Origin of the sequence: Atlantibacter sp. RC6 (assembly GCF_014193285.1) — a bacterium.
In the GTDB taxonomy this organism is placed as follows: domain Bacteria; phylum Pseudomonadota; class Gammaproteobacteria; order Enterobacterales; family Enterobacteriaceae; genus Atlantibacter.
Genome location: NZ_JACHZE010000001.1, coordinates 403,077 through 423,039 on the forward strand (window position 1 = coordinate 403,077; position 19,963 = coordinate 423,039).

Here is a 19,963-nt window from a genome sequence, read left to right on the forward strand (position 1 = left end):
GGTTTACAACCGGGAGCTTGCTCCCGGTTTTTTATTAGGGAGTTTGCATGACGCTGACGGACTGGGTTCTGATCCTGTTTATTCTGGTGCTGCTGGCCTTTGCCCTCTATGACGACGTCATTATGGCGAGACGCAAAGGCGCCACGCTGTTAACCATCCCCCTGCTACGCCGCAGCCGCGTCGACGGCGCCATTTTCGTCGGGCTGGTTGGCATACTGATTTATAACAATATTGCCTCACACGGCGCGCCGTTAACCACCTGGCTATTAGGCGCGCTGGCGCTGATGGCGATTTATCTTTTTTGGTTTCGTCAGCCGAAAATTATTTTCAAATCTCACGGCTTTTTCTTCGCCAACGCATGGATAGAATATAACCGTATTAAAGCCATGAATTTATCCGAAGACGGCGTGCTGGTGATGCAATTAGAGCAGCGCCGCCTGCTGATTCGGGTAAAAAATATTGACGATCTTGAGAGAATTTATAAACTTCTCGTTAATATTCAATAGGTTAAATAATAGCCTTATCTATATTATCGGCGGTTATTTAACCACCAATATAGCCATGGCTATATTATTTTGAGCCATTGTTAAAACTATTTATTAACCTTTTGATTACCAATCAACTCAAATGAAAATCGTTATCAATTAATTTGAAAAATAACAACTTTTGTGGGTTGTTTTATATTTCCTGAATATGGTACTGTTGCGCCCGTCATTGGGGAGTAGCTAATTTCCACTGTAGCTGGAAATGTACGTGTCAACATACTCGTTGTAACAACGTGGCGCGTACGGACTGGGAGCCCTCTTAGTCAAGCGAGACCATAGGCACATTCACTGCTGATTACCGGGGCAGTGGTTGTGTATATGGATATCCCGGTCAGGACGCTTTGATGAATCTTTCCGCCACCCTTCTTCTCGCATTCGGCATGTCGATGGACGCTTTCGCCGCATCGATTGGCAAAGGCGCGACCCTTCATAAACCTAAGCTCTCGCAGGCGATACGCATCGGCCTGATATTTGGCGTTATCGAAACCCTCACCCCGCTTATCGGCTGGGCGCTCGGCCTTTTCGCCAGCAAATTTGTGCTTGAGTGGAATCACTGGATCGCCTTCGCCCTGCTGATGTTCCTGGGCGTGCGAATGATCATTGAAGGCGTGCGCGGCGGCTCTGAAGAAGAGGCCACGCAACTGCGCCGCCACAGCGTATGGTTATTAGTCACTACTGCCTTTGCCACCAGCATCGACGCAATGGCCGTCGGCGTTGGTCTGGCGTTTCTAAAGGCTAATATCGTCTATACCGCGCTGGCGATTGGCTGCGCGACGCTGATCATGTCTACGCTGGGCATTATGCTGGGCCGCTTTATCGGCCCGCTGCTGGGCAAACGCGCCGAGATCCTCGGCGGGCTGGTACTGATGGGGATTGGCGCACAGATCCTCTGGAGCCACTTCGCTTAACTGTCGCGCTGCCAGACGCGGATATAAAAATCGGTCTCACAATCAAACGCTTCTACAGCGCTCAACGCCACCCACACCTCCGGGCGCGCTCGCCAGGCAAATGGCGTCATTTGCAACAGCGCGACAGCGTGCTCCGCGTTCAGGGTCATTCCATAAGCAAGCTGGATTTCTTCCGTCAAGGTAAACCCGGCTAACGCTTCCCTCTCGGTGGCGTGCAGTTGGATTTCATCGTAAATCAGCCCTTTCAACTGCATCAAATGACGCGGACCGGGAACCACGGTAATCACACATCCGCCTGGCTTCACGGCTCTTGCCAGTTCCTCCGCTTTGCAGGGAGCGTAAATACGGATGACGGCATCCAGCGAGGCGTCTGCGAAGGGTAAACGGTGGCTGGAGGCGACGCAAAAGGTTACATCGGGGTAGCGTTTCGCCGCGTAGCGAATCGCAATTTTTGAAACATCCAACCCGCAGGTTTTTGCCCCCCGGGCTAACGCCACTTCAGCGAACGCGGCGGTGTAATACCCTTCCCCACAGCCAATATCCACAACAGCGCTGGCTTGTTCAGGAAGAAATTTTTCGAGCAAATCAGCGACCCGCTGGCGCAGCGTCTGATAATGCCCGGCCTCAAGAAACGCGCGACGCGCCTGCATCATCTCGGCATTATCGCCCGGCTGTTTTGAGTGTTTAAACTGCACCGGCAGCAAATTTACATAGCCTTCTTTGGCCTTATCAAACTGGTGCCCCTGCGGGCAGGCGTAACTTTTAGGCTTTTCGCTCAGAGAGGCGTGGCAAAGTGGGCAGGTAAACATAACAACTCCGGGTTTTCTAAAGCGCGCAAGTGTAGCCTGAATTGCCACGCAGCGGTAAGGGCAAGAAACAAAAAAGCCTCGCGTAGCGAGGCTTTTTAGAGAAACGATGCACAAGGCACCGCATCAGATATTCGATCAGATAGCAGTAACGTTAACGGCTGCCGGGCCTTTCTGGCCGTCCTGAATTTCGAACTCTACGTTCTGGCCTTCAGCCAGGGTTTTGAAGCCGTTACCCTGGATGGCAGAGAAGTGTACGAACACGTCTTTGCTGCCGTCAGCCGGAGTAATGAAACCAAAACCTTTAGACTCGTTGAACCACTTAACTTGACCTTTGATCTTTGCCATTTTGCAAATTCCTTAAATTGTATTCTTCGCCCGCAGGCTTCATTGAGATAAAACTGAGACATTACTGCATGAGGCACTAATAAAAGGTTCGGCAGAGAAGCAGTATTCAACGACAACGTGTTTACTCAGGACTTCTATACTGAAAATGCCACACATAAACAGAACTATACCTCGTTTGACCCAAAAAATGTTATCACACACAACGTATATAATGGCAAGCCATTTTTAAACGCGTATCGATCTGCCGCACAAATCAATAAGTGACTACGGGCTGCCCCAGAGGCAACACGTAACACGCTGATATGATAAGCCTTGAACACAGGGTCTTTCGGCAACCACGCAGCGAGCAGACAACCTTTTCAACATAGCTTAAACCTGGAATGTCGTCCACGTTACAGGGCAAAATTTGCCATAAAAAATAGGAATCTTGCGATAGAGAGCCAATTAACGGGTTGTGAACAAAGGGTATTGCCCGTTCTGTGGTAATCATCACAACATTACTCAGATTTGCATTACAATTAAACGTAACGAAAATACGTTAAATAATTGCACCAACATAATGACAGACTAATGACAATGCATGAGGAAAGTGCAGAAATAGTTTCCGTTACTTTCGTCAGGATATATTTTCACTTGAGAAATAACTTAATAATTATTTCTTATATGTTACGCTTCGTTGAAGGGCAAATAGCGACCAATTTTAACCGGCTCGAATTTCCCAGATTTCTCAGCGGCAGCATCCAACGCCATGCGCAAATCTTCAGGCGGGCTGTCCAGCGACTCATCCGCCAGTTCAAACACGCCCCAGTGAATCGGCACCGCCAGCGGCCTGTCGAGGTATTGCCATAGTTTAACGGCGCTACTTGGATCCATATGATGCGGGGCCATAAACCAGCGGGGCTCATAGGCGCCGATAGGGATGGCGGCGAAATCAATAGGCCCAAGGCGTTGAGTAATATCATGCAGGAACGGATGATAGCCGGTATCTCCGCAGAACCAGGCCCGAAACCCGGTATGCTCAATAGCCCAGCCGCACCACAATGAGCGGTTGCGATCCCACAGGGTACGCATACTCCAGTGCTGCGCCGGGACGGCGGTGTACACCAGACCGTTGTGCGTGTGCGCCTGCCACCAGTCAAGTTCAACCACCCGGGTAATTCCGGCCCGGGTAAACCAGGCCTTTAATCCCAGAGGAACAAACCAGGTCGCGTGGGGAGAATGACGGCGTAAAAAGCGGACCGTCGCGCTATCCAGATGATCGTAATGGTTATGAGAGATCAGTACGGTATCGACGGACGGGAGTTCCGCCAGGTTAAATGGCAACGGGGATCTACGCTGGGGACCATAAAAACTAAACGGCGAGGCGCGCTTAAAAAAAACCGGATCGGTTAATACCCGCTGCCCCTGTAAACTAAACAGAAGCGAGGCATGCCCCAACCACCATACCCCATCGCCTTGCTGATTAAATTCCGCAGGTTGCCACCACTGTTCAATAAAACCGGCGTAACCTTTTCGGGGTGGGTGCGGATAGCGGTTAGCTTTGCGCTCTTTTTGCCAGCGCTGATAATCTCCCGCGCGCGGGCCTGCCGGATGCAGATTACGAAAGCCGCCCTCAAGATGATGGGGCTGCGACGGATCGTACCAGGGATTTTTCCAGACCACGCAGCATGACCTTTGGCAATGAAAGGAAAGTCTTAACGTTCCGCGACCAGACGAATAAACCCATCTTCTTCGTCTTTCCGGGACTGTTCCGGCGCCTCTTCGGGTTGCTGTTCCGGTTCATTGGCTTCACAGATTCGGCGTAGCAGCACCGTCTGGCGCTTTTGCTGCTCGAGCAACGCTTCCAGCAGGGCAATCTGCTCATTCGCCTTCACGCTGGCGCGATTGACGAAAAACCACACCACTAACCCAACCACCAGAACCAATAGAGAGAACGCCATCGATGCAAGATTGAGCGCACCGGAATTGATCATGTCATTCATAAAAACCACCTCAGTAAAGCGCAGTAGTGTAGCACCGGACGACCGCGATCACATCGGCAATGCAAAAAACATTTACCAGGGAATATATTTGTTAATCACGCAAATTCCGCTGAAGAACTGAACATCCTGATCGCACATCACATTCAACATTTGCGCCCATAAAATCAGACCCAACAGTAACGCAACGATCAGCAGTGCCCATTTCACTTTTTTCACTGACAACTCCAGTTTGACTCAACTTCCAGCCAGATTAGCATGCGGATCTTAAACCAATCATCACGCTACTAATAACCGGGGCAATTAAGAAACATCATATTGAGAATTGCGCCCGCACTGGCATGCTGGATAACGCACGATAACAAGGAGATGTCTATGCGGTTGATTATCCGCTTGATCGCGGTAGTGGCGATCCTGTGGCTGGCGCTGTTGTTCAGCGGCTACGGGATTTTAATCGGCAGCCATCACAACGTGGCGGGTCTGGGGCTGCAATGCAAATACATGACGGCCAGACAGATCGTGACCACGCAGTTTATTCATTCGGAGAGTGGGATTGTCGGGATTTCGCAGTGCCCATTGCTGCGCAAAAGCGAAACCGTCATTGATAATTAACGAAACCGCAGCCTGAGCTGCGGTTTATCATCAGAACGGGTAGTCGTTGTAACCCAACTGTTCGGAAATTTTCCGCGCCGCGCCGTGCAGCATGGCGACGTACTCGTGCAGACGCTCTTCAGAGAAGCGCAGCGTCGGGAAAGAGATACTCAGGCCGGCAATCACAAAGCCAAAGCGGTCGAACACCGGCACCGCGATGCAGCGCAGCCCTTCTTCCTGCTCTTCATTATCTTCGCCAAAACCCTGTTCGCGTACCTTATCCAGCACCGGTAATAGCGCGTCGGTGCTGGTCACGGTGCGCGGGGTGCTCTGCTTGTATTCAACCTCAGCGAGAATTTGCTTCGTTTCTTCGCGGTCGCGCCACGCCAGCAAGACTTTACCGATAGCGGTGCTGTATAACGGGTTGCGGCGGCCCACGCGGGAATACATGCGCAGGTTATACATTGAGTCGATTTTATGAATGTAGACAATGCTGTCTTCATCCAACGCGCCCAGGTGGATTGTCTCTTTTGTCAGGTTAGACAGTTCACGCATCTGGATATCCGCGCTGCGAATCAGATCGACGTTCTGCAACGCTTTCGCGCCTAACTCAAACAGTTTCAGCGTGAGGGAATATTTTTCGGACTCCCCTTCCTGGGCCACGTATCCTAAGGATTTCATGGTCTGCAAAAAGCGGTAAACCGTGCTTTTTGACATCATTACGCGTTGGGATAACTCGGTGATGCCAATTTCACGCTCTTCGCCCAACGCCTGCAAAATACCGAAAACTTTCAACACAGATGAAACAGAATCAGGCTGTTTATCCAAATCTGCGATTGCCATTCATCACCTCAGATCGCATTTGTTTTATAAAAATTAGAACCGGTTTTTATTATAAGGAGCTGGCCTCGCCGCCGCAATGTATCTATGAGCTAACGTTATAAATCTGCGACGCAACACTTAATTATCCCTTACAACGCTTTTCAGGCTAAAGTAGGCGGTTTATGGCTCCTGAATTTCTTTTGAGCGGCACAGTGAATGGAAAAAACACTTTCTGATGGATTACCCATCCCCCAGCGCTACGGCGCAATTCTGACCATTGCTATTGGGATTATGATGGCGGTGCTTGACGGCACCATCGCGAACGTGGCGCTGCCCACCATCGCTCATGAATTAAAGGCCTCGCCGGCCAGCAGTATCTGGATCATTAACGCCTACCAAATCGCCATCGTCACGTCGCTGCTGACGCTCTCTTTCCTGGGCGATATGTTTGGCTACCGCCGCATTTATCAGTATGGGCTGGTGGTTTTCATCCTTGCCTCGCTGCTGTGCGCGCTGTCGCGCACGCTGGAAATGCTCACCATGATGCGCATCCTGCAGGGTTTTGGCGGCGCGGCGCTGATGAGCGTCAATGTCGCATTGATCCGCATGATTTACCCGCAGCACCAGTTGGGCCGGGGGATGGGCATCAACTCGCTGATCGTGGCCGCCTCTGCCGCAGCCGGGCCGACCATTGCCGCCGCGATTTTATCCGTGGCCACCTGGCACTGGCTGTTCTTAATTAATATCCCGCTCGGCCTGGTTGCGCTGGTGCTGGCGCTGCGCTATTTGCCGGCCAATACCCATAAATCTCAACAGCGTTTCGACCTGCCAAGTGCTGTGATGAACGCCCTCACCTTCGGCTTGCTGATTACCGCGCTGGGTAATTACGCCCAGGGCAATTTCGACTGGCTGCTTGCGGCGCAGCTGGTCGCCGTGCTGGTGATTGGCACGGCATTTGTTCGCCGTCAATTGCGCTTGCCGGTTCCGCTGCTGCCGGTGGATTTATTGCGCATCCCGCTGTTTTCACTGTCTATTGGCACCTCGATTTGCTCGTTCACCGCGCAGATGCTGGCGCTGGTGTCGCTGCCGTTCTTTATGCAATCCACCCTCGGGCTGAGCGAAGTGCAAACCGGTCTGTTGCTGACCCCCTGGCCGCTGGCAACCATGGTGGTCGCGCCACTGTCGGGTTATCTGGTGGAGCGTATTCACGCCGGGCTGCTGGGCGGAATCGGCCTGGCGGTGATGGCGGCGGGCCTGTTTGGCCTGGCGTATATGCCCGCGAATCCGAGCGATCTGGATATCATCTGGCGTATGGTGTTGTGCGGCGCCGGGTTTGGACTGTTCCAGTCCCCCAACAACCACACCATTATCTCCGCCGCGCCGCGTAATCGCAGCGGTGGAGCAAGCGGGATGCTGGGTACTGCGCGCCTGCTGGGGCAGAGCATCGGAGCGGCGCTGGTGGCGTTGATGTTTACCCACTTCAGCGGCAGCGGCGAGCACGCCTCGTTGATGCTGGCCGGAATACTGGCGACGCTGGCCGCGCTGGTGAGTCTGTTACGCATCTCGGCGGGTAGCTCCGCCGCATAAAAAAAGCGTGCCGCGGCACGCTTTTTTACTTTCAGAATGATTAATTCAGATACTGCCCGCTACGCAGGGCTTCAATACGTTTATCCAGCGGCGGGTGGGTCATAAACAGCTCGCTCAGCGATTTTGATTTCCCGTTGATGCAAAATGCCATCATGCTGCTGGCTTCCTGCGGTTCGTAGCTGGTTTTCAGGCGCTGCAGCGCGGCGATCATTTTCTCACGGCCCACCAGTTTCGCGGAGCCCGCATCAGCGTGAAACTCACGGTAGCGGGAGAACCACATGGTGATAATGCTCGCCAGAATACCAAACACCAGTTCCAGCACGGTGGCTACCGCGAAATAGATCAGCGGGTTGCCGTTGCTCTGCTCGCCGTCATCGCGGTTGCCGGACAAAAAGCCCGCCGCGATTTGCGCGATGATACGCGAAATAAAGATAACGAAGGTGTTCACCACGCCCTGGATCAGCGTCATGGTCACCATATCGCCATTAGCGATGTGGCTAATTTCGTGTGCGATAACCGCTTCGGCTTCGTCACGGCTCATGTTTTGCAGCAGACCGGTGCTCACCGCCACCAGCGACGCATCACGACGCGCGCCGGTGGCAAAGGCGTTAATGTCCGGCGCGTGGTAAATCGCTACCTGCGGCATCGCAATACCCGCCTGGCGCGACTGTTGCGCGACGGTATCCATCAGCCAGCGCTCGGTGGCGTTACGGGGTTGCTCAATCACTTCCCCGCCCACAGAACGCAGCGCCATCCACTTCGACATCAACAAGGAAACAAACGAACCACCAAAACCAAATAACAGCGCCATTATCAGCAAGCCCTGAACGCTGCTGGACTGAATCCCTGTCAGGCTGAGCACCAGGCCGAATACGACCATGACCGCCAGGTTAGTTAACAGGAAAAGCGCGATACGCATCATAATTTTCTTTTAACCTCAATTTAACAGTCGCGTTATGCGATTACTCACATCGTATGGCTAAATGTGCTGTTTTCAAGCCTGAAACATCGCCAAGTTACTAAAAATACGTAACTTTACATTTTGTCGCATTCTTCTTACGGGAAACAGAGGCAGGTAAAAAAACAGGCACAATTGCTTGTGCCTGTTGGAGAATTACTTACTTGCGGCGGGCTGTTCAGCGGGTTTCGCTTTATCCAGTTTCGCCAGGTCCAGCGCGATATGGACGGTTTCATCAAGATACGGATCGGGTTCCTGATAATCCTTCGGCAGATCGTCGAGTTTCTTAATCGGCGGTTTGCCTTCACGCTTATAACGATCGTTAATCCGCGCCAGGCGAGTCGCGTCATCTTCGTCGTTCTCTTTTTCACGCTGCAACAGGTTCAAAGAGATGAAGTTGCGCTTCTCCTTCAGGGCATTGTAGCGAGCAATGTCCTTAATGATGTACTGGAATTCAGGATCTTTGGCGATGCGTTCATCGTGCGCCTTGAGCAATTCCGGGCCAAACGGCGTTAAGTCACCGGATTTAACGAAGGTCGCGGCATCAACGCTATCCCACGGCAGCGCATTATCTTCAAACTTCTCGCCGGTTTCGGTCTCTTCATTGCCAGTCGGCATGATGATATCCGGGGTTACGCCCTTACGCTGGGTACTGCCACCATTGACGCGATAGAACTTCTGAATGGTGTACTGCACCGAGCCCAACGCCGGCCATTCCGGACGCAGCATCTGATCGTAAATGCGGTTCAGCGAACGGAATTGCTGAACGGTGCCTTTACCGAAGGTCGGCTCGCCGACAATCAGCGCACGGCCATAATCCTGCATCGCCGCGGCAAAAATTTCCGAGGCCGAGGCGCTAAAGCGGTCAACCATCACCACCAGCGGGCCTTTGTAATAGACTACGCCGTCGGTGTCGCTGTCTTCACGCACTTTGCCGTTGTTATCACGCACCTGCACCACCGGGCCGCTCGGGATAAACAGACCAGAGAGCGATACCGCCTCGGTCAGCGCCCCGCCGCCGTTGGTGCGCAGATCGATAATCACCGCGCTGACGTTCTGTTTCTCAAGCTTCTGCAACTGGACCTTAACGTCATCCGTTAAGCCCACGTAGAACCCGGGAATATCCAGCACGCCGACTTTCTGCTTGCCGACGGTTTTCACGGTCATTTTCACCGCGCGATCTTCCAGACGAATGCGTTCGCGGGTCAGCGTTACGGTGCGGGTTTTGGTGCCTTTGCCCGCAGGTAAAATCTCCAGCCGCACCTTACTACCTTTCGGGCCTTTGATCAGCGCCACAACGTCGTCGAGACGCCAGCCGATCACGTCCTGCATCGCCTGCCCGGTTTGGCCGACGCCGACAATGCGGTCGCCCACGGTAATGGCTTTGCTTTTCGCTGCCGGGCCGCCTGCCACCATGGAGTTGATCACGGTGTAATCGTCGTCCATTTGCAGCACCGCGCCAATCCCTTCCAGAGACAGGCTCATTTCGGTATTGAACTGTTCGGTGTTGCGCGGCGAAAGGTAGTTGGTATGCGGATCGATTTCATGCGCGAAAGCGGTCATCGCCAGCGAAAAGACATCTTCGCTGTTGGTTTGCGCCAGGCGACGAATCGCGAATTTGTACCGCTTGGTCAGGGTTTCGCGGATCTCTTTGTCCGTTTTGCCGGTCAGTTTCAGGCTCAGCTCGTCATATTTGACTTTGCTGTCCCATAACCTGTCGAGCTCCGCTTCGGTTTTTGGCCACGGCGCTTTACTGCGATCGAGCTCGTAAGTGTCGTTGCCGGTAAAATCCATCGGACGTTCAAGCACTTTCAGTGCGTACTGAAAGCGCTCGAAGCGGCGTTTTTGCGCCAGATTATACAGATCGTAAAAAACCGTGAGCTTGCCGGTGCGCAGCTCATCGCCCAGCACATTTTTCTGCTTCGCATACTCTTCGACATCGCTGGCCAGCAGCACGTTATGGCTGTAATCCAGCAAATTCAGATAGCGGTCAAAGATTTTGGCGGAAAATGCGCCGTCCAGATCGAACTGACGATAATGGGAACGGGTGAAGCGCGAGGTGACGCGCTCGCTCACCGTCGCGTGCTGCGTCTCTTCCTTCAACACCGGAATTTGCGACGCGTTGGTGATGTCTTCAACAGCAACCGCATGGCCTGCTAACAATAACAGGCCCGCAGCGGTAAGCTTAAGAAATGTGTTCATGCCCGGGTTGGCCTCCGTATCAGAACAATAAATGTTCTGCGCGTACAAGCATCGACATACCAGAAGTCAACTGTACACGGACGCCATCTTTGGTGATTTCTTGTACAGTGGCATCCATCGCATTATTCCCCGCTTTGACTTTAATCGCCTGGCCTACGGACAGGGCGGTAATGTCGGAAACCGGAGTATGACGCTCTTCACGAACGGCCTGAGGCGCTTTAGCGGCCGGTTTTGCCGGACGCGGTTTGCGATCTGCATTTTCAGCACGACGCGGAGCCGGACGCGGTTTGCGCTCACGGCGCGGGGCTTCAGGCTGCTCGCCGGCGGCAATCGCCGCTTCGCGTTTTTTCGCCTGCTGCTCGGCACGCTGTGCCTGGACGCGCGCTTTGGCTTCTTCAAGCTGTTTGCGCGCATGCTCGACATGCTGTTCGTCAAGCTCGCCGCACGGATTGCCATCCAGATCGACGCGAGTCGCGCCAAGTTTGATGCCGTACAGATAACGCCAGCTTGAGGTGTAAAGACGCAGGGCTGAACGCAGTTGGGTTTTGCTGAGATTCATCTCCCCTTCTACGCGCGCGACCAAATCCTGAAAAATGCCGATTTTCAGCGGACGCGCTTCACCTTCAGCGCTAAAGCACTGGGGAAAACGTTCGGCCAGAAAGGCGATAACTTCTTTACTGCTGTTCAACTTAGGTTGATTTTCCATGAAATTTCCTGATTACAACGGACGTTGCCAACGTGGCGCAGGCATGAACAGGCGTCATTATAATGACGCCATCAGCAATTGCCACGTTATCCGTTGCTTATCCTGCACGAGTCGCAAATAATTTTGTGTAATCCGTCCCGGCGAGCACCGTCTCAAGGCGCTCAACCAGTTCACGCAAACCCTGCTCGTCTTCAGTCTGAAAGCGGCCAAACACGGTGCTGTCGATGTCCAGCACGCCTATGATTTGTTGATTAACGGTGATTGGCAATACGATTTCCGCATTACTCGCGGAATCGCAGGCGATATGGCCGTCAAAGGCATGAACATCTTCCACGCGCTGGATACTGTTGGTAGCGACCGCCGTTCCGCAAACGCCTTTGCCCACGGGAATGCGCACGCAGGCGATTTTTCCCTGGAACGGCCCGAGCACCAGCGTGTCGCCTTCCAGCAGATAAAACCCCGCCCAGTTTACGCCCTCTAATCGTTCAAACAGCAGCGCGCTGGTATTAGCAAGCGTTGCCAGCGCACTGGTTTCCCCTGTCATGAGCGCCTGAAAATCACGGTTAAGATCCGCGTAGAATTGTGTTTTGTTCATTTAATAATCACTTAGCTGATAAATACAATAACCTGCCTGTTAAAATAAGCATTAAATGCGCTTATGCTCAAGATGAATCATTTCATGTTTTAATATAAAGATATCCAAATATAACTCTGACCATTAAATGGCCCTGAAACCTAAAACGGCATTAACCAACGCAAAGCTCACGATTCATGCGATGGGTGAGCCTTTGCCTCAGGCACATTATCAGCGATGTCCGCAGTGCGACACGCTTTTTATGTTGCCGGTTGTGAAGTCAACTCAAAGCGCTTACTGCCCGCGCTGTGATGCAAAACTGCTCGATGGCCGCGACTGGTCGCTCACGCGGCTTGGCGCCATGGCGATTACCATGATCGTGCTGATGCCCTTCGCCTATAGCGAACCGCTGCTGCGCATTATTTTGCTTGGCACCCGCATCGACGCCAGCCTGTTGCAGGGCATCTGGCAGATGGCCAGCCAGGGTGACCCGGTGACGGCGGCGATGGTGTTTTTCTGTACCGTGGGCGCGCCCGGCACGCTGGTGGCCGCCATCGCCTATTTATGGTTCGGCAACATCCTCGGCATGAATTTGCGCCCGGTCTTGCTGATGCTGGAAAGGCTGAAAGAGTGGGTAATGCTGGACATCTACCTGGTGGGCATCGGCGTGGCGTCCATCAAAGTCAGCGATTATGCCTATATGCAGCCCGGTATCGGGCTGGTGGCGTTTTTCCTGTTGATGCTGCTGAGCATTCTGACGTTGATCCACCTTAACGTGGAGCAACTGTGGGAGCGATTTTACCCGACCCGCCCGCCCCGTACGCCCAAAGCCACGCTGCGCGTCTGCCTCGGCTGTCATTTTACCGGCGAAGCGGATGAGCGCGGCCGTTGTCAGCGTTGCCACATTCCGCTGCGCGAGCGCCGTCGTCATAGCCTGCAAAAAACCTGGGCGGCGCTGATTGCGGCGATGGTGTTTCTGCTCCCGGCGAATTTACTGCCGATATCGATTATTTATGTCAACGGCGGCCGCCAGGAGGACACCATCCTCTCGGGGATTGTCTCGCTGGCTAACAGCAATATTGCGGTTGCGGCCATCGTGTTTATCGCCAGTATCGCGGTGCCGTTCGTCAAAGTGCTGGTGATGCTGACGTTGCTTATCAGCATTCACTTTAAATGCGAGCAGGGCCTGCGCACCCGTATCCTGCTGCTGCGCTTTGTGACCTGGATTGGCCGCTGGTCAATGCTGGATTTATTTGTGATTGCGTTAACCATGTCGCTGGTGAACCGCGATCAGCTTTTGGCTTTTACTATGGGACCTGCCGCGTTTTATTTCGGCGCAGCGGTAATATTGACTATTCTTGCTGTTGAATGGCTGGACAGCCGCTTACTTTGGGACGCACATGAGTCAGGAAACGCCCGCTTCGACGACTGAAGCGCGAATTAAAACGAAACGCCGCATTTCCCCGTTCTGGTTACTGCCGATTATCGCCCTGATGATCGCCGGATGGCTTATCTGGACCACCTACCAGGAACGAGGCACCACCGTCACTATCGACTTTGTGTCTGCCGACGGCATCGTCGCAGGACGAACGCCCGTGCGCTATCAGGGCGTGGAAGTCGGTACGGTCCAGGATATTCGCCTGAGCGAAGACCTGAACAAAATCGCCGTGACGGTGAGCATCAAAAGCGATCTGAAAGACGCGTTGCGTACCGATACCCAGTTCTGGCTGGTGACGCCGAAAGCCTCGCTGGCCGGGATTTCCGGGCTGGACGCGCTGGTGGGCGGTAACTATATCGGCATGATGCCAGGCAAAGGCGAGCCGCAGGATCACTTCACCGCCCTGGACACCCAACCCAAATATCGGCTGGATAACGGCGATTTGATGATCCACCTGAAGGCCCCTGATCTCGGCTCGCTCAATACCGGCTCGCTGGTCTATTTCCGTAAAATTCCGGTGGGCAAGGTGTATGACTACACCATCAATAATAATTCTCAGGGTGTCACTATCGACGTGCTGATCGAGCGGCGCTTCACCCACCTGGTGAAAAAAGGCAGCCGCTTCTGGAACGTCTCCGGGGTGAAAACCGATATCAGCCTGAGCGGCGCGCAGGTCCAGCTGGAAAGCCTGGCGGCGCTGGTCAACGGGGCGATCGCCTTTGACTCGCCGGAAGGTTCCAAAGAGGCCGATCAGGAGGACGAATACGGTCTGTATGAAGATCTGGCCCACAGCCAGCGCGGCGTGCTGGTAAAACTGGATTTGCCGAGCGGCGAAGGCTTAAAGGCCGACTCCACCAAACTGATGTACCAGGGGCTGGAAGTCGGCACGCTGACCAAACTCGATCTTAACCCCGGCGGCGCCGTCACCGGGGAAATGACCGTCGACCCTGGCGTGGTGAATTTACTGCGTGAAGGCACGCGCATTGAGCTGCGCAACCCGAAAATTTCCCTCGATAACCCGAGCATCAGCAGTCTGTTGACCGGCAGCACCTTTGAACTGGTCCCCGGGGAAGGGAAACCGCGCAACCATTTTGTCATTCTGCCGGGGGATAAAACGCCGTTGCAGCAGCCGGGCGTGGTCACGGTGGCGCTCACCGCGCCGGAAAGCTACGGCATCGACGCCGGTCAGCCGGTGATCCTGCACGGCATTAAAATCGGCCAGGTGCTGGAACGCAGCTTAACCGCCAAAGGCATTAACTTTGCGGTCGCCATCGACCCGCAATATCGCGAGCTGGTCAAGGGCGACAGTAAATTTGTGGTTAACAGCCGCATCGATGTCAAGGTCGGGCTGGACGGCGTGGAGTTTCTGGGCGCCAGCGCCGGTGAGTGGATCAGCGGCGGTATCCGGGTCCTGCCCGGCAGCAAAGGCGAGCTGAAAGAGAGCTATCCGCTGTTTGCCAATCTGGAAAAAGCGGTAGAAAACAGCCTGAGCGACCTGCCGACCACCACCATGACGCTCAGCGCCGCCAGCCTGCCGGATATTCAGGCCGGTTCAGTGGTGCTGTACCGTAAATTCGAAGTAGGCGAAGTGATTTCAGTGCGTCCGCGCGCCAACGCGTTCGACATCGACGTTCACATCAAGCCGCAATATCAAAATCTGGTCACCAACAACAGCGTGTTCTGGGCTGAAGGCGGCGCGAAAGTGCAGCTTAACGGCAGCGGGCTTACCGTTCAGGCGTCGCCGCTGTCGCGGGCGTTAAAAGGGGCGATCAGCTTCGATAACCTGAGCGGCGCGTCAGCCAATACCGATAAAGGCAGCAAGCGCACGCTCTTTCCGTCGGAAACCGCCGCCCGCGCCGTGGGCAGCCAGGTGACTCTGCACGCCTTTGATGCCGGTAAACTGTCCGCCGGGATGCCCATCCGCTACCTCGGCATCGATATCGGCCAAATTGAATCCCTGAAGCTCATCACCGAACGTAACGAAGTGCAGGCCACTGCGGTGCTGTATCCGGAATACGTGAAGACGTTTGCCCGCAATGGCACCCGCTTCTCGGTGATCACCCCGCAAATTTCCGCCGCCGGGGTGGAGCATCTGGATACCATCCTGCAACCCTATATCAACGTGGAGCCGGGTAAAGGCAATCCGCGCCGCGACTTCGAACTTCAGGAAGCGACGATCACCGATTCTCGCTACCTCGACGGTTTGAGTATCGTCCTGGAAGTGCCGGACGCTGGTTCGCTGGCAATCGGTACGCCGGTGCTGTTCCGCGGTATGGAAGTGGGTATTGTCACCGGCATGGTGCTGGGTAATCTGTCCGACCGCGTGATGGTTGGGCTGCGCATCAGCCAGCGCTATCAGCATCTGGTGCGCAATAATTCGGTATTCTGGCTGGCCTCCGGCTACAGTCTCGACTTCGGCATCATTGGTGGCGTCGTGAAAACCGGGACCTTCAACCAGTTTATCCGCGGCGGCATCGCCTTCGCCACGCCGCCGAGCACGCCATTGTCGCCGAAAGCCCAGGCGGGCAAACACTTCCTGCTACAGGACAGCGAGCCGAAAGAGTGGCGTCAGTGGGGCACCGCCCTGCCGCGTTAATCTCCCCCTGCCCCGGTGCGATGCCGGGGCAGTTATGCTACACTGCGCGCCCTTAATTTTACCCGTGGGGCCAGGCTGTGGCGCAAATCCGTTCCGTTTATCTTCCCGATGAATTTCTTTCCGTCATGCGTGATGCCATGCCCGCCGCGCTGTCCATGGAGAGTTTTATCGCCTCCTGCCAGCGCCCGCTGCGCCGCAGCATTCGCGTCAATACCCTGAAAATCAGCGTCAGCGATTTTCTGGCCTTAGTGGCGCCCTATGACTGGCAGCTCAGCCCCATTCCCTGGTGCGAAGAGGGTTTCTGGATCGAGCGTGATGAAGAAGCGCTGCCGCTGGGCAGCACCGCGGAGCATCTGAGCGGCCTGTTTTACATTCAGGAAGCCAGCTCGATGTTGCCGGTCGCCGCGCTGTTCGCGGATGGCGCGCAGTTCACCCGGGTGATGGACGTCGCCGCCGCGCCAGGCTCTAAAACCACCCAAATCGCAGCGCGCATGGCTAATCACGGCGCAATTCTCGCCAATGAATATGCCGCCAGCCGGGTAAAAGTCCTGGCGGCCAACATCAGCCGCTGCGGCATCCAAAACGTAGCGCTGACCCACTTCGATGGCCGGGTGTTCGGCGCAGCGCTGCCGGAATGCTTCGACGCCATCCTGCTTGACGCCCCCTGCTCCGGCGAAGGCGTGGTGCGTAAAGATCCCGATGCCCTGCGCAACTGGTCTGTTGCCAGCAATCAGGAGATCGCCGCCACCCAGCGCGAACTGATTGACAGCGCGTTTCACGCCCTGCGCCCCGGCGGCACGCTGGTTTACTCCACCTGCACCCTCAACCGTGAAGAGAACGAGCAGGTGTGCCAGTGGCTGCTGGATCGCTATCCTGATGCGGTTTGCGTTGAGCCGCTGGGCGATTTGTTCAACGGGGCGCAGCAGGCGTTAACCGGGGAAGGGTTCCTGCACGTGTTCCCGCAGATTTTCGATTGCGAAGGTTTCTTTGTGGCGCGCCTGCGAAAAACCGCCGCCGTCCCCGCCCTTGACGCGCCGGGCTATAAAACCGGTAAATTCCCCTTCACCCCGATGAAAGCCAAAGAGGCGCAGGAAGTCGTGCGCGCGGCCGCAAGCGTTGGGCTTAGCTGGGATGAGCATCTACACTTATGGCTGCGCGATAAAGAGATCTGGCTATTTCCGGCAGACATCGAGCCGCTGATTGGCCAGGTGCGATTCTCACGCATCGGCCTGAAACTGGCGGAAACCTTCAATAAAGGCTTCCGCTGGCAGCATGAAGCGGTGATTGCCTTAGGCGATATTGCGACTCACGGATTTGCGTTAACCGACCAGCAAGCGCAGGAGTGGTATCGTGGCCGGGATGTCTATCCGCACACCGCGCCGCAAGCGAATGAAGTGATTGTTACCTATCAGGATCAACCGCTGGGGCTGGCGAAAAAGGTCGGCTCACGGTTAAAGAACAGTTATCCGCGCGAACTGGTGCGCGATGGCAAGCTGTTTGCCGATGAGATGTAATTCGCCCAAAAAATAATCGCGATAAACTTGCGCTTTTGCTGTTCCTTGTCCAGGCTAGAAAATGGCGACTTTACTGGTCGTACCACCTGCACTGTAATGATGATGGAGAGCACTATGACCAAGACCAGCGTAAAAATCGGCACCTTTGAGATCGATGATGCGGAACTGAGCGGCGAGCAGCCGGGCGAACGTACCTTAACTATCCCGTGTAAATCTGACCCGGACCTGTGCATGCAGCTTGATGCATGGGATGCGGAAACCAGCATTCCGGCGGTACTTAACGGCGAACACTCTGTGCTTTATCGTAAACACTATGACGAAAATTCTGATGCCTGGGTGATGCGTTTTGCCTGATCCCGACATGAGCCCGTCGCCTGAGACGGGTTATTCTTCCCCGTTTGGTTTGCCCTTCGCGCCCTGTCCCCTACAATTACTCTAAACCTTCTAACATTGGGGATGCGATGTTCGCACTGGTTTTATTTGTTTGTTATCTGGACGGTGGCTGTAACGATATCGTCGTTGACGTTTTTAATACTGAACAACAATGTATGCGCGCGATGGATGAACAACGGCTGCGGCACGGCGGCTGTTTTCCGGTGGAAGATTTTATCGACGGCTTCTGGACCCCGGCTCAGGAGTACAGCGATTTTTAGCTACTGGACCCGCAACAGAGTCAACCGGTTGCCGAACACGGCGCCGGTGTCGATATAGTGCAGGTTCCCGCAATCAAGGCAGTCATTTAACGGCGTATGCCCGAAGTAAAACGCATCCGCCCCGCTGATAGACTCATCATGTCCTTTGATACAACGCGATAGCCGCTCACGGCTCCAGAGCACAGGCGTGCGCTTTACCGGCTGCTGCCAGGCATAATGATCGGCGGGATAGTCCGCGTGGGCGACCACGATGCGCTGGTCCGCGCGTTGCAATTCGATGATCAACGGCAAATCGCGCAGCCGCAGCAGTTGCCCTTCGACGCGCTTGCGCGCCGCGCTGTTGAGCGTCGTGAACCAGTTGCCGCCGTTGAGATACCATAATGCGTAATCCCCAGACTCCAGGGCATCCAGCGCCATGGCCTCATGGTTACCCAGCACGCAACGGAACCAGCGCCGCTCGGTTAACGCCAGGCAGCCGGGACTGTTATCCCCGCGGTCGATAAGGTCGCCAACACCGATCACCAAATCCTGCCACGGGTCGAAATGCGCCTCGCGTAACGCCCGGGCAAATTGTCGCAGGCAGCCGTGTAAATCGCCCACGATGTAAATGGCCCGCCATTCGCTGGCGTCGATACGTTGATACATTTCTCCTCCTGTGAACAGCTAAAGTATAGTGCGGGCAGGAGGGACATCGGCAAAAGAGAGGCCATTCACCCCGGCTTCTGACAGCTTTGCCGGTTTTTCTGGAAATTATTGCTATCTTATCAGTGCTATTCAGACATAAAAAAACCTGCTTTCGCAGGTTTTTTTATGTCCCTTCCGGCGCTTATCTCCGGCGCTCATGGTGATGGCGTTAGCTCTGTAAGGGATGAACCGCACAATAGCCGATAAGATTAATCCGATCAAGTTGGCACCAAATGAAAATTATTGTTATTTGATCCCGATTCCAGAAAATCAGCGCACAATGACAGACTGACAGCATAGTGAAACTTATTGGTATCATTTCACTTACAGATTCTTAAAGACGGCAAAAAAGCTCTGGACGCTGCCGGGGTTGTCTGTGTTATGGTTTAAGGCATTCACAGGTAGCGACATTAACCATGGACAAAGGTGCGCTCGAAAAAGGCTTGTAAATCATAGGGATAAAAAAAGACCGAATACGATTCCTGTATTCGGTCCAGGGAAATGGCTCTTGGGAGAGAGCCGTGCGCTAAAAGTTGGCATTAATGCAGGCTGAAATCGCCTTGCCCTTTAAGAATAGATTACGATGTCAGGTTTTCCAGTCCGCGACAAAAGTGGTCCAAAAAAATTCCTCACGTAACGTAATCACTTAATAAAAAACCGCAGCCCTTATTCCACGGTACTGCGGTTTTTTTATGCCCGTGAACGCTTAGCAGAGCGTTTTGGCTTTCTCGATAAACGGCGCAAGGCTCTTTTTCTCGCCGGGTTTCGCCGGGTCGTCTACCTGTATCACGCTGATGGGCTGGCCCGTAGTTTTTCCGGCTTTAACCTGCGCCATAGCTTCGTCGTTGATCGGGTACTGCATCAGGGTGGCCGGATTAATCACAAACAGCGCATTGCCCGGACGGCAGGTGAGCATCACCTCTTCACGGTTGAAGGCCCAGTTGTCTTTACCCATCTCGAAACGGCTTACCGTAATAATCTGCGGCGCAGCGGCGGCCGTTGTCGCGCACGCCAGTAATAGCAGTGAAAGTACTGTTTTTTTCATCGTAAAC

Annotated in this window: 22 protein-coding genes and 1 riboswitch; of the genes, 9 read left to right on the top strand and 13 right to left on the bottom strand. The window is 54.3% G+C overall.

The window, feature by feature from the left end; all coding sequences use genetic code 11:
- Positions 1–47 precede the first annotated feature (47 nt).
- Both FHW74_RS02065 and mntP read left to right on the top strand, forming a co-directional pair.
- On the top strand, positions 48–506 hold the full coding sequence (locus tag FHW74_RS02065; protein ID WP_183168922.1) for a DUF986 family protein: 459 nt from the start codon (positions 48–50) through the stop codon (positions 504–506).
- A gap of 198 nt (positions 507–704) precedes the next feature.
- A riboswitch (yybP-ykoY riboswitch) is annotated at positions 705–888 on the top strand.
- 1 nt (position 889) lies between these two features.
- Positions 890–1,453 (top strand): manganese efflux pump MntP, encoded by a 564-nt coding sequence (gene mntP, locus FHW74_RS02070; RefSeq protein ID WP_183168923.1) that lies wholly within the window; start codon positions 890–892, stop codon positions 1,451–1,453.
- Here the strand turns inward: mntP and rlmA are convergent.
- The 6 genes from rlmA to mgrB all read right to left on the bottom strand — a co-directional run bounded on the left by rlmA (position 1,450) and on the right by mgrB (position 4,805).
- On the bottom strand, positions 1,450–2,262 hold the full coding sequence (gene rlmA / locus FHW74_RS02075; protein ID WP_183168924.1) for a 23S rRNA (guanine(745)-N(1))-methyltransferase: 813 nt from the start codon (positions 2,260–2,262) through the stop codon (positions 1,450–1,452). The genes mntP and rlmA overlap by 4 nt on opposite strands.
- 135 nt (positions 2,263–2,397) lie before the next feature.
- Complete coding sequence (gene cspE / locus FHW74_RS02080) at positions 2,398–2,607, bottom strand: transcription antiterminator/RNA stability regulator CspE (protein ID WP_001062678.1); 210 nt, start codon at positions 2,605–2,607, stop codon at positions 2,398–2,400.
- 39 nt (positions 2,608–2,646) lie between these two features.
- On the bottom strand, positions 2,647–2,763 hold the full coding sequence (locus FHW74_RS02085) for a DUF2627 domain-containing protein (protein WP_161659985.1): 117 nt from the start codon (positions 2,761–2,763) through the stop codon (positions 2,647–2,649).
- Between the two features lie 510 nt (positions 2,764–3,273).
- Complete coding sequence (locus tag FHW74_RS02090; RefSeq protein ID WP_183168925.1) at positions 3,274–4,269, bottom strand: MBL fold metallo-hydrolase; 996 nt, start codon at positions 4,267–4,269, stop codon at positions 3,274–3,276.
- A gap of 32 nt (positions 4,270–4,301) precedes the next feature.
- Complete coding sequence (locus FHW74_RS02095) at positions 4,302–4,589, bottom strand: YebO family protein (RefSeq protein ID WP_183168926.1); 288 nt, start codon at positions 4,587–4,589, stop codon at positions 4,302–4,304.
- A gap of 72 nt (positions 4,590–4,661) precedes the next feature.
- Positions 4,662–4,805, bottom strand: coding sequence for a PhoP/PhoQ regulator MgrB (mgrB, locus tag FHW74_RS02100; RefSeq protein WP_183168927.1), 144 nt, complete (start codon positions 4,803–4,805; stop codon positions 4,662–4,664).
- 156 nt (positions 4,806–4,961) lie between these two features.
- Here mgrB and FHW74_RS02105 point away from each other — a divergent pair, with 156 nt between their 5' ends.
- Entirely contained in the window at positions 4,962–5,198 is a 237-nt protein-coding gene (locus FHW74_RS02105; protein ID WP_183168928.1) for a YobH family protein, read from the top strand.
- Positions 5,199–5,228: 30 nt separating this feature from the next.
- Here the strand turns inward: FHW74_RS02105 and kdgR are convergent, their stop codons facing one another.
- Positions 5,229–6,020, bottom strand: a complete 792-nt coding sequence (gene kdgR, locus FHW74_RS02110) for a DNA-binding transcriptional regulator KdgR (protein ID WP_183168929.1) — start codon at positions 6,018–6,020, stop codon at positions 5,229–5,231.
- Between the two features lie 195 nt (positions 6,021–6,215).
- Between kdgR and FHW74_RS02115 the strand changes: the two genes are divergently transcribed.
- Positions 6,216–7,586, top strand: coding sequence for an MFS transporter (locus FHW74_RS02115; RefSeq protein ID WP_183168930.1), 1,371 nt, complete (start codon positions 6,216–6,218; stop codon positions 7,584–7,586).
- A gap of 40 nt (positions 7,587–7,626) precedes the next feature.
- Here FHW74_RS02115 and htpX read toward each other — a convergent pair whose 3' ends face one another.
- The 4 genes from htpX to FHW74_RS02135 form a co-directional block, all read right to left on the bottom strand.
- Positions 7,627–8,508, bottom strand: a complete 882-nt coding sequence (gene htpX, locus FHW74_RS02120; RefSeq protein ID WP_183168931.1) for a protease HtpX — start codon at positions 8,506–8,508, stop codon at positions 7,627–7,629.
- A 192-nt stretch (positions 8,509–8,700) separates the two neighbouring features.
- The gene (prc, locus tag FHW74_RS02125; RefSeq protein WP_183168932.1) at positions 8,701–10,746 is read right to left on the bottom strand and encodes a carboxy terminal-processing peptidase; all 2,046 of its coding nucleotides are present in this window, start codon (positions 10,744–10,746) and stop codon (positions 8,701–8,703) included.
- Between the two features lie 19 nt (positions 10,747–10,765).
- A complete protein-coding gene (gene proQ / locus FHW74_RS02130; RefSeq protein ID WP_183168933.1) occupies positions 10,766–11,452 on the bottom strand; it encodes an RNA chaperone ProQ in 687 nt (228 codons plus the stop codon).
- 97 nt (positions 11,453–11,549) lie between these two features.
- On the bottom strand, positions 11,550–12,047 hold the full coding sequence (locus tag FHW74_RS02135) for a GAF domain-containing protein (RefSeq protein WP_183168934.1): 498 nt from the start codon (positions 12,045–12,047) through the stop codon (positions 11,550–11,552).
- A gap of 127 nt (positions 12,048–12,174) precedes the next feature.
- Here FHW74_RS02135 and yebS point away from each other — a divergent pair, with 127 nt between their 5' ends.
- From yebS to FHW74_RS02160, 5 genes are all read left to right on the top strand, one after another.
- Positions 12,175–13,458 (top strand): membrane integrity lipid transport subunit YebS, encoded by a 1,284-nt coding sequence (gene yebS / locus FHW74_RS02140; protein ID WP_183168935.1) that lies wholly within the window; start codon positions 12,175–12,177, stop codon positions 13,456–13,458.
- Positions 13,427–16,060 carry a PqiB family protein gene (locus FHW74_RS02145; RefSeq protein WP_183168936.1) on the top strand — a complete coding sequence of 878 codons (2,634 nt, stop codon included), beginning with the start codon at positions 13,427–13,429 and terminating at the stop codon, positions 16,058–16,060. Before yebS ends, FHW74_RS02145 begins: the two co-directional genes overlap by 32 nt.
- A 77-nt stretch (positions 16,061–16,137) precedes the next feature.
- The gene (rsmF, locus tag FHW74_RS02150) at positions 16,138–17,574 is read left to right on the top strand and encodes a 16S rRNA (cytosine(1407)-C(5))-methyltransferase RsmF (protein WP_183168937.1); all 1,437 of its coding nucleotides are present in this window, start codon (positions 16,138–16,140) and stop codon (positions 17,572–17,574) included.
- A 114-nt stretch (positions 17,575–17,688) separates the two neighbouring features.
- Positions 17,689–17,928 (top strand): YebV family protein, encoded by a 240-nt coding sequence (locus tag FHW74_RS02155; protein ID WP_125291932.1) that lies wholly within the window; start codon positions 17,689–17,691, stop codon positions 17,926–17,928.
- 107 nt (positions 17,929–18,035) lie between these two features.
- Entirely contained in the window at positions 18,036–18,227 is a 192-nt protein-coding gene (locus tag FHW74_RS02160) for a YebW family protein (RefSeq protein WP_183168938.1), read from the top strand.
- Here the strand turns inward: FHW74_RS02160 and FHW74_RS02165 are convergent, their stop codons facing one another.
- Positions 18,228–18,872, bottom strand: coding sequence for a metallophosphoesterase (locus tag FHW74_RS02165; RefSeq protein WP_183168939.1), 645 nt, complete (start codon positions 18,870–18,872; stop codon positions 18,228–18,230). It abuts the gene before it with no gap.
- Between the two features lie 745 nt (positions 18,873–19,617).
- On the bottom strand, positions 19,618–19,956 hold the full coding sequence (locus FHW74_RS02170) for a YebY family protein (RefSeq protein ID WP_183168940.1): 339 nt from the start codon (positions 19,954–19,956) through the stop codon (positions 19,618–19,620).
- Between the last annotated feature and the right edge of the window lie 7 nt (positions 19,957–19,963).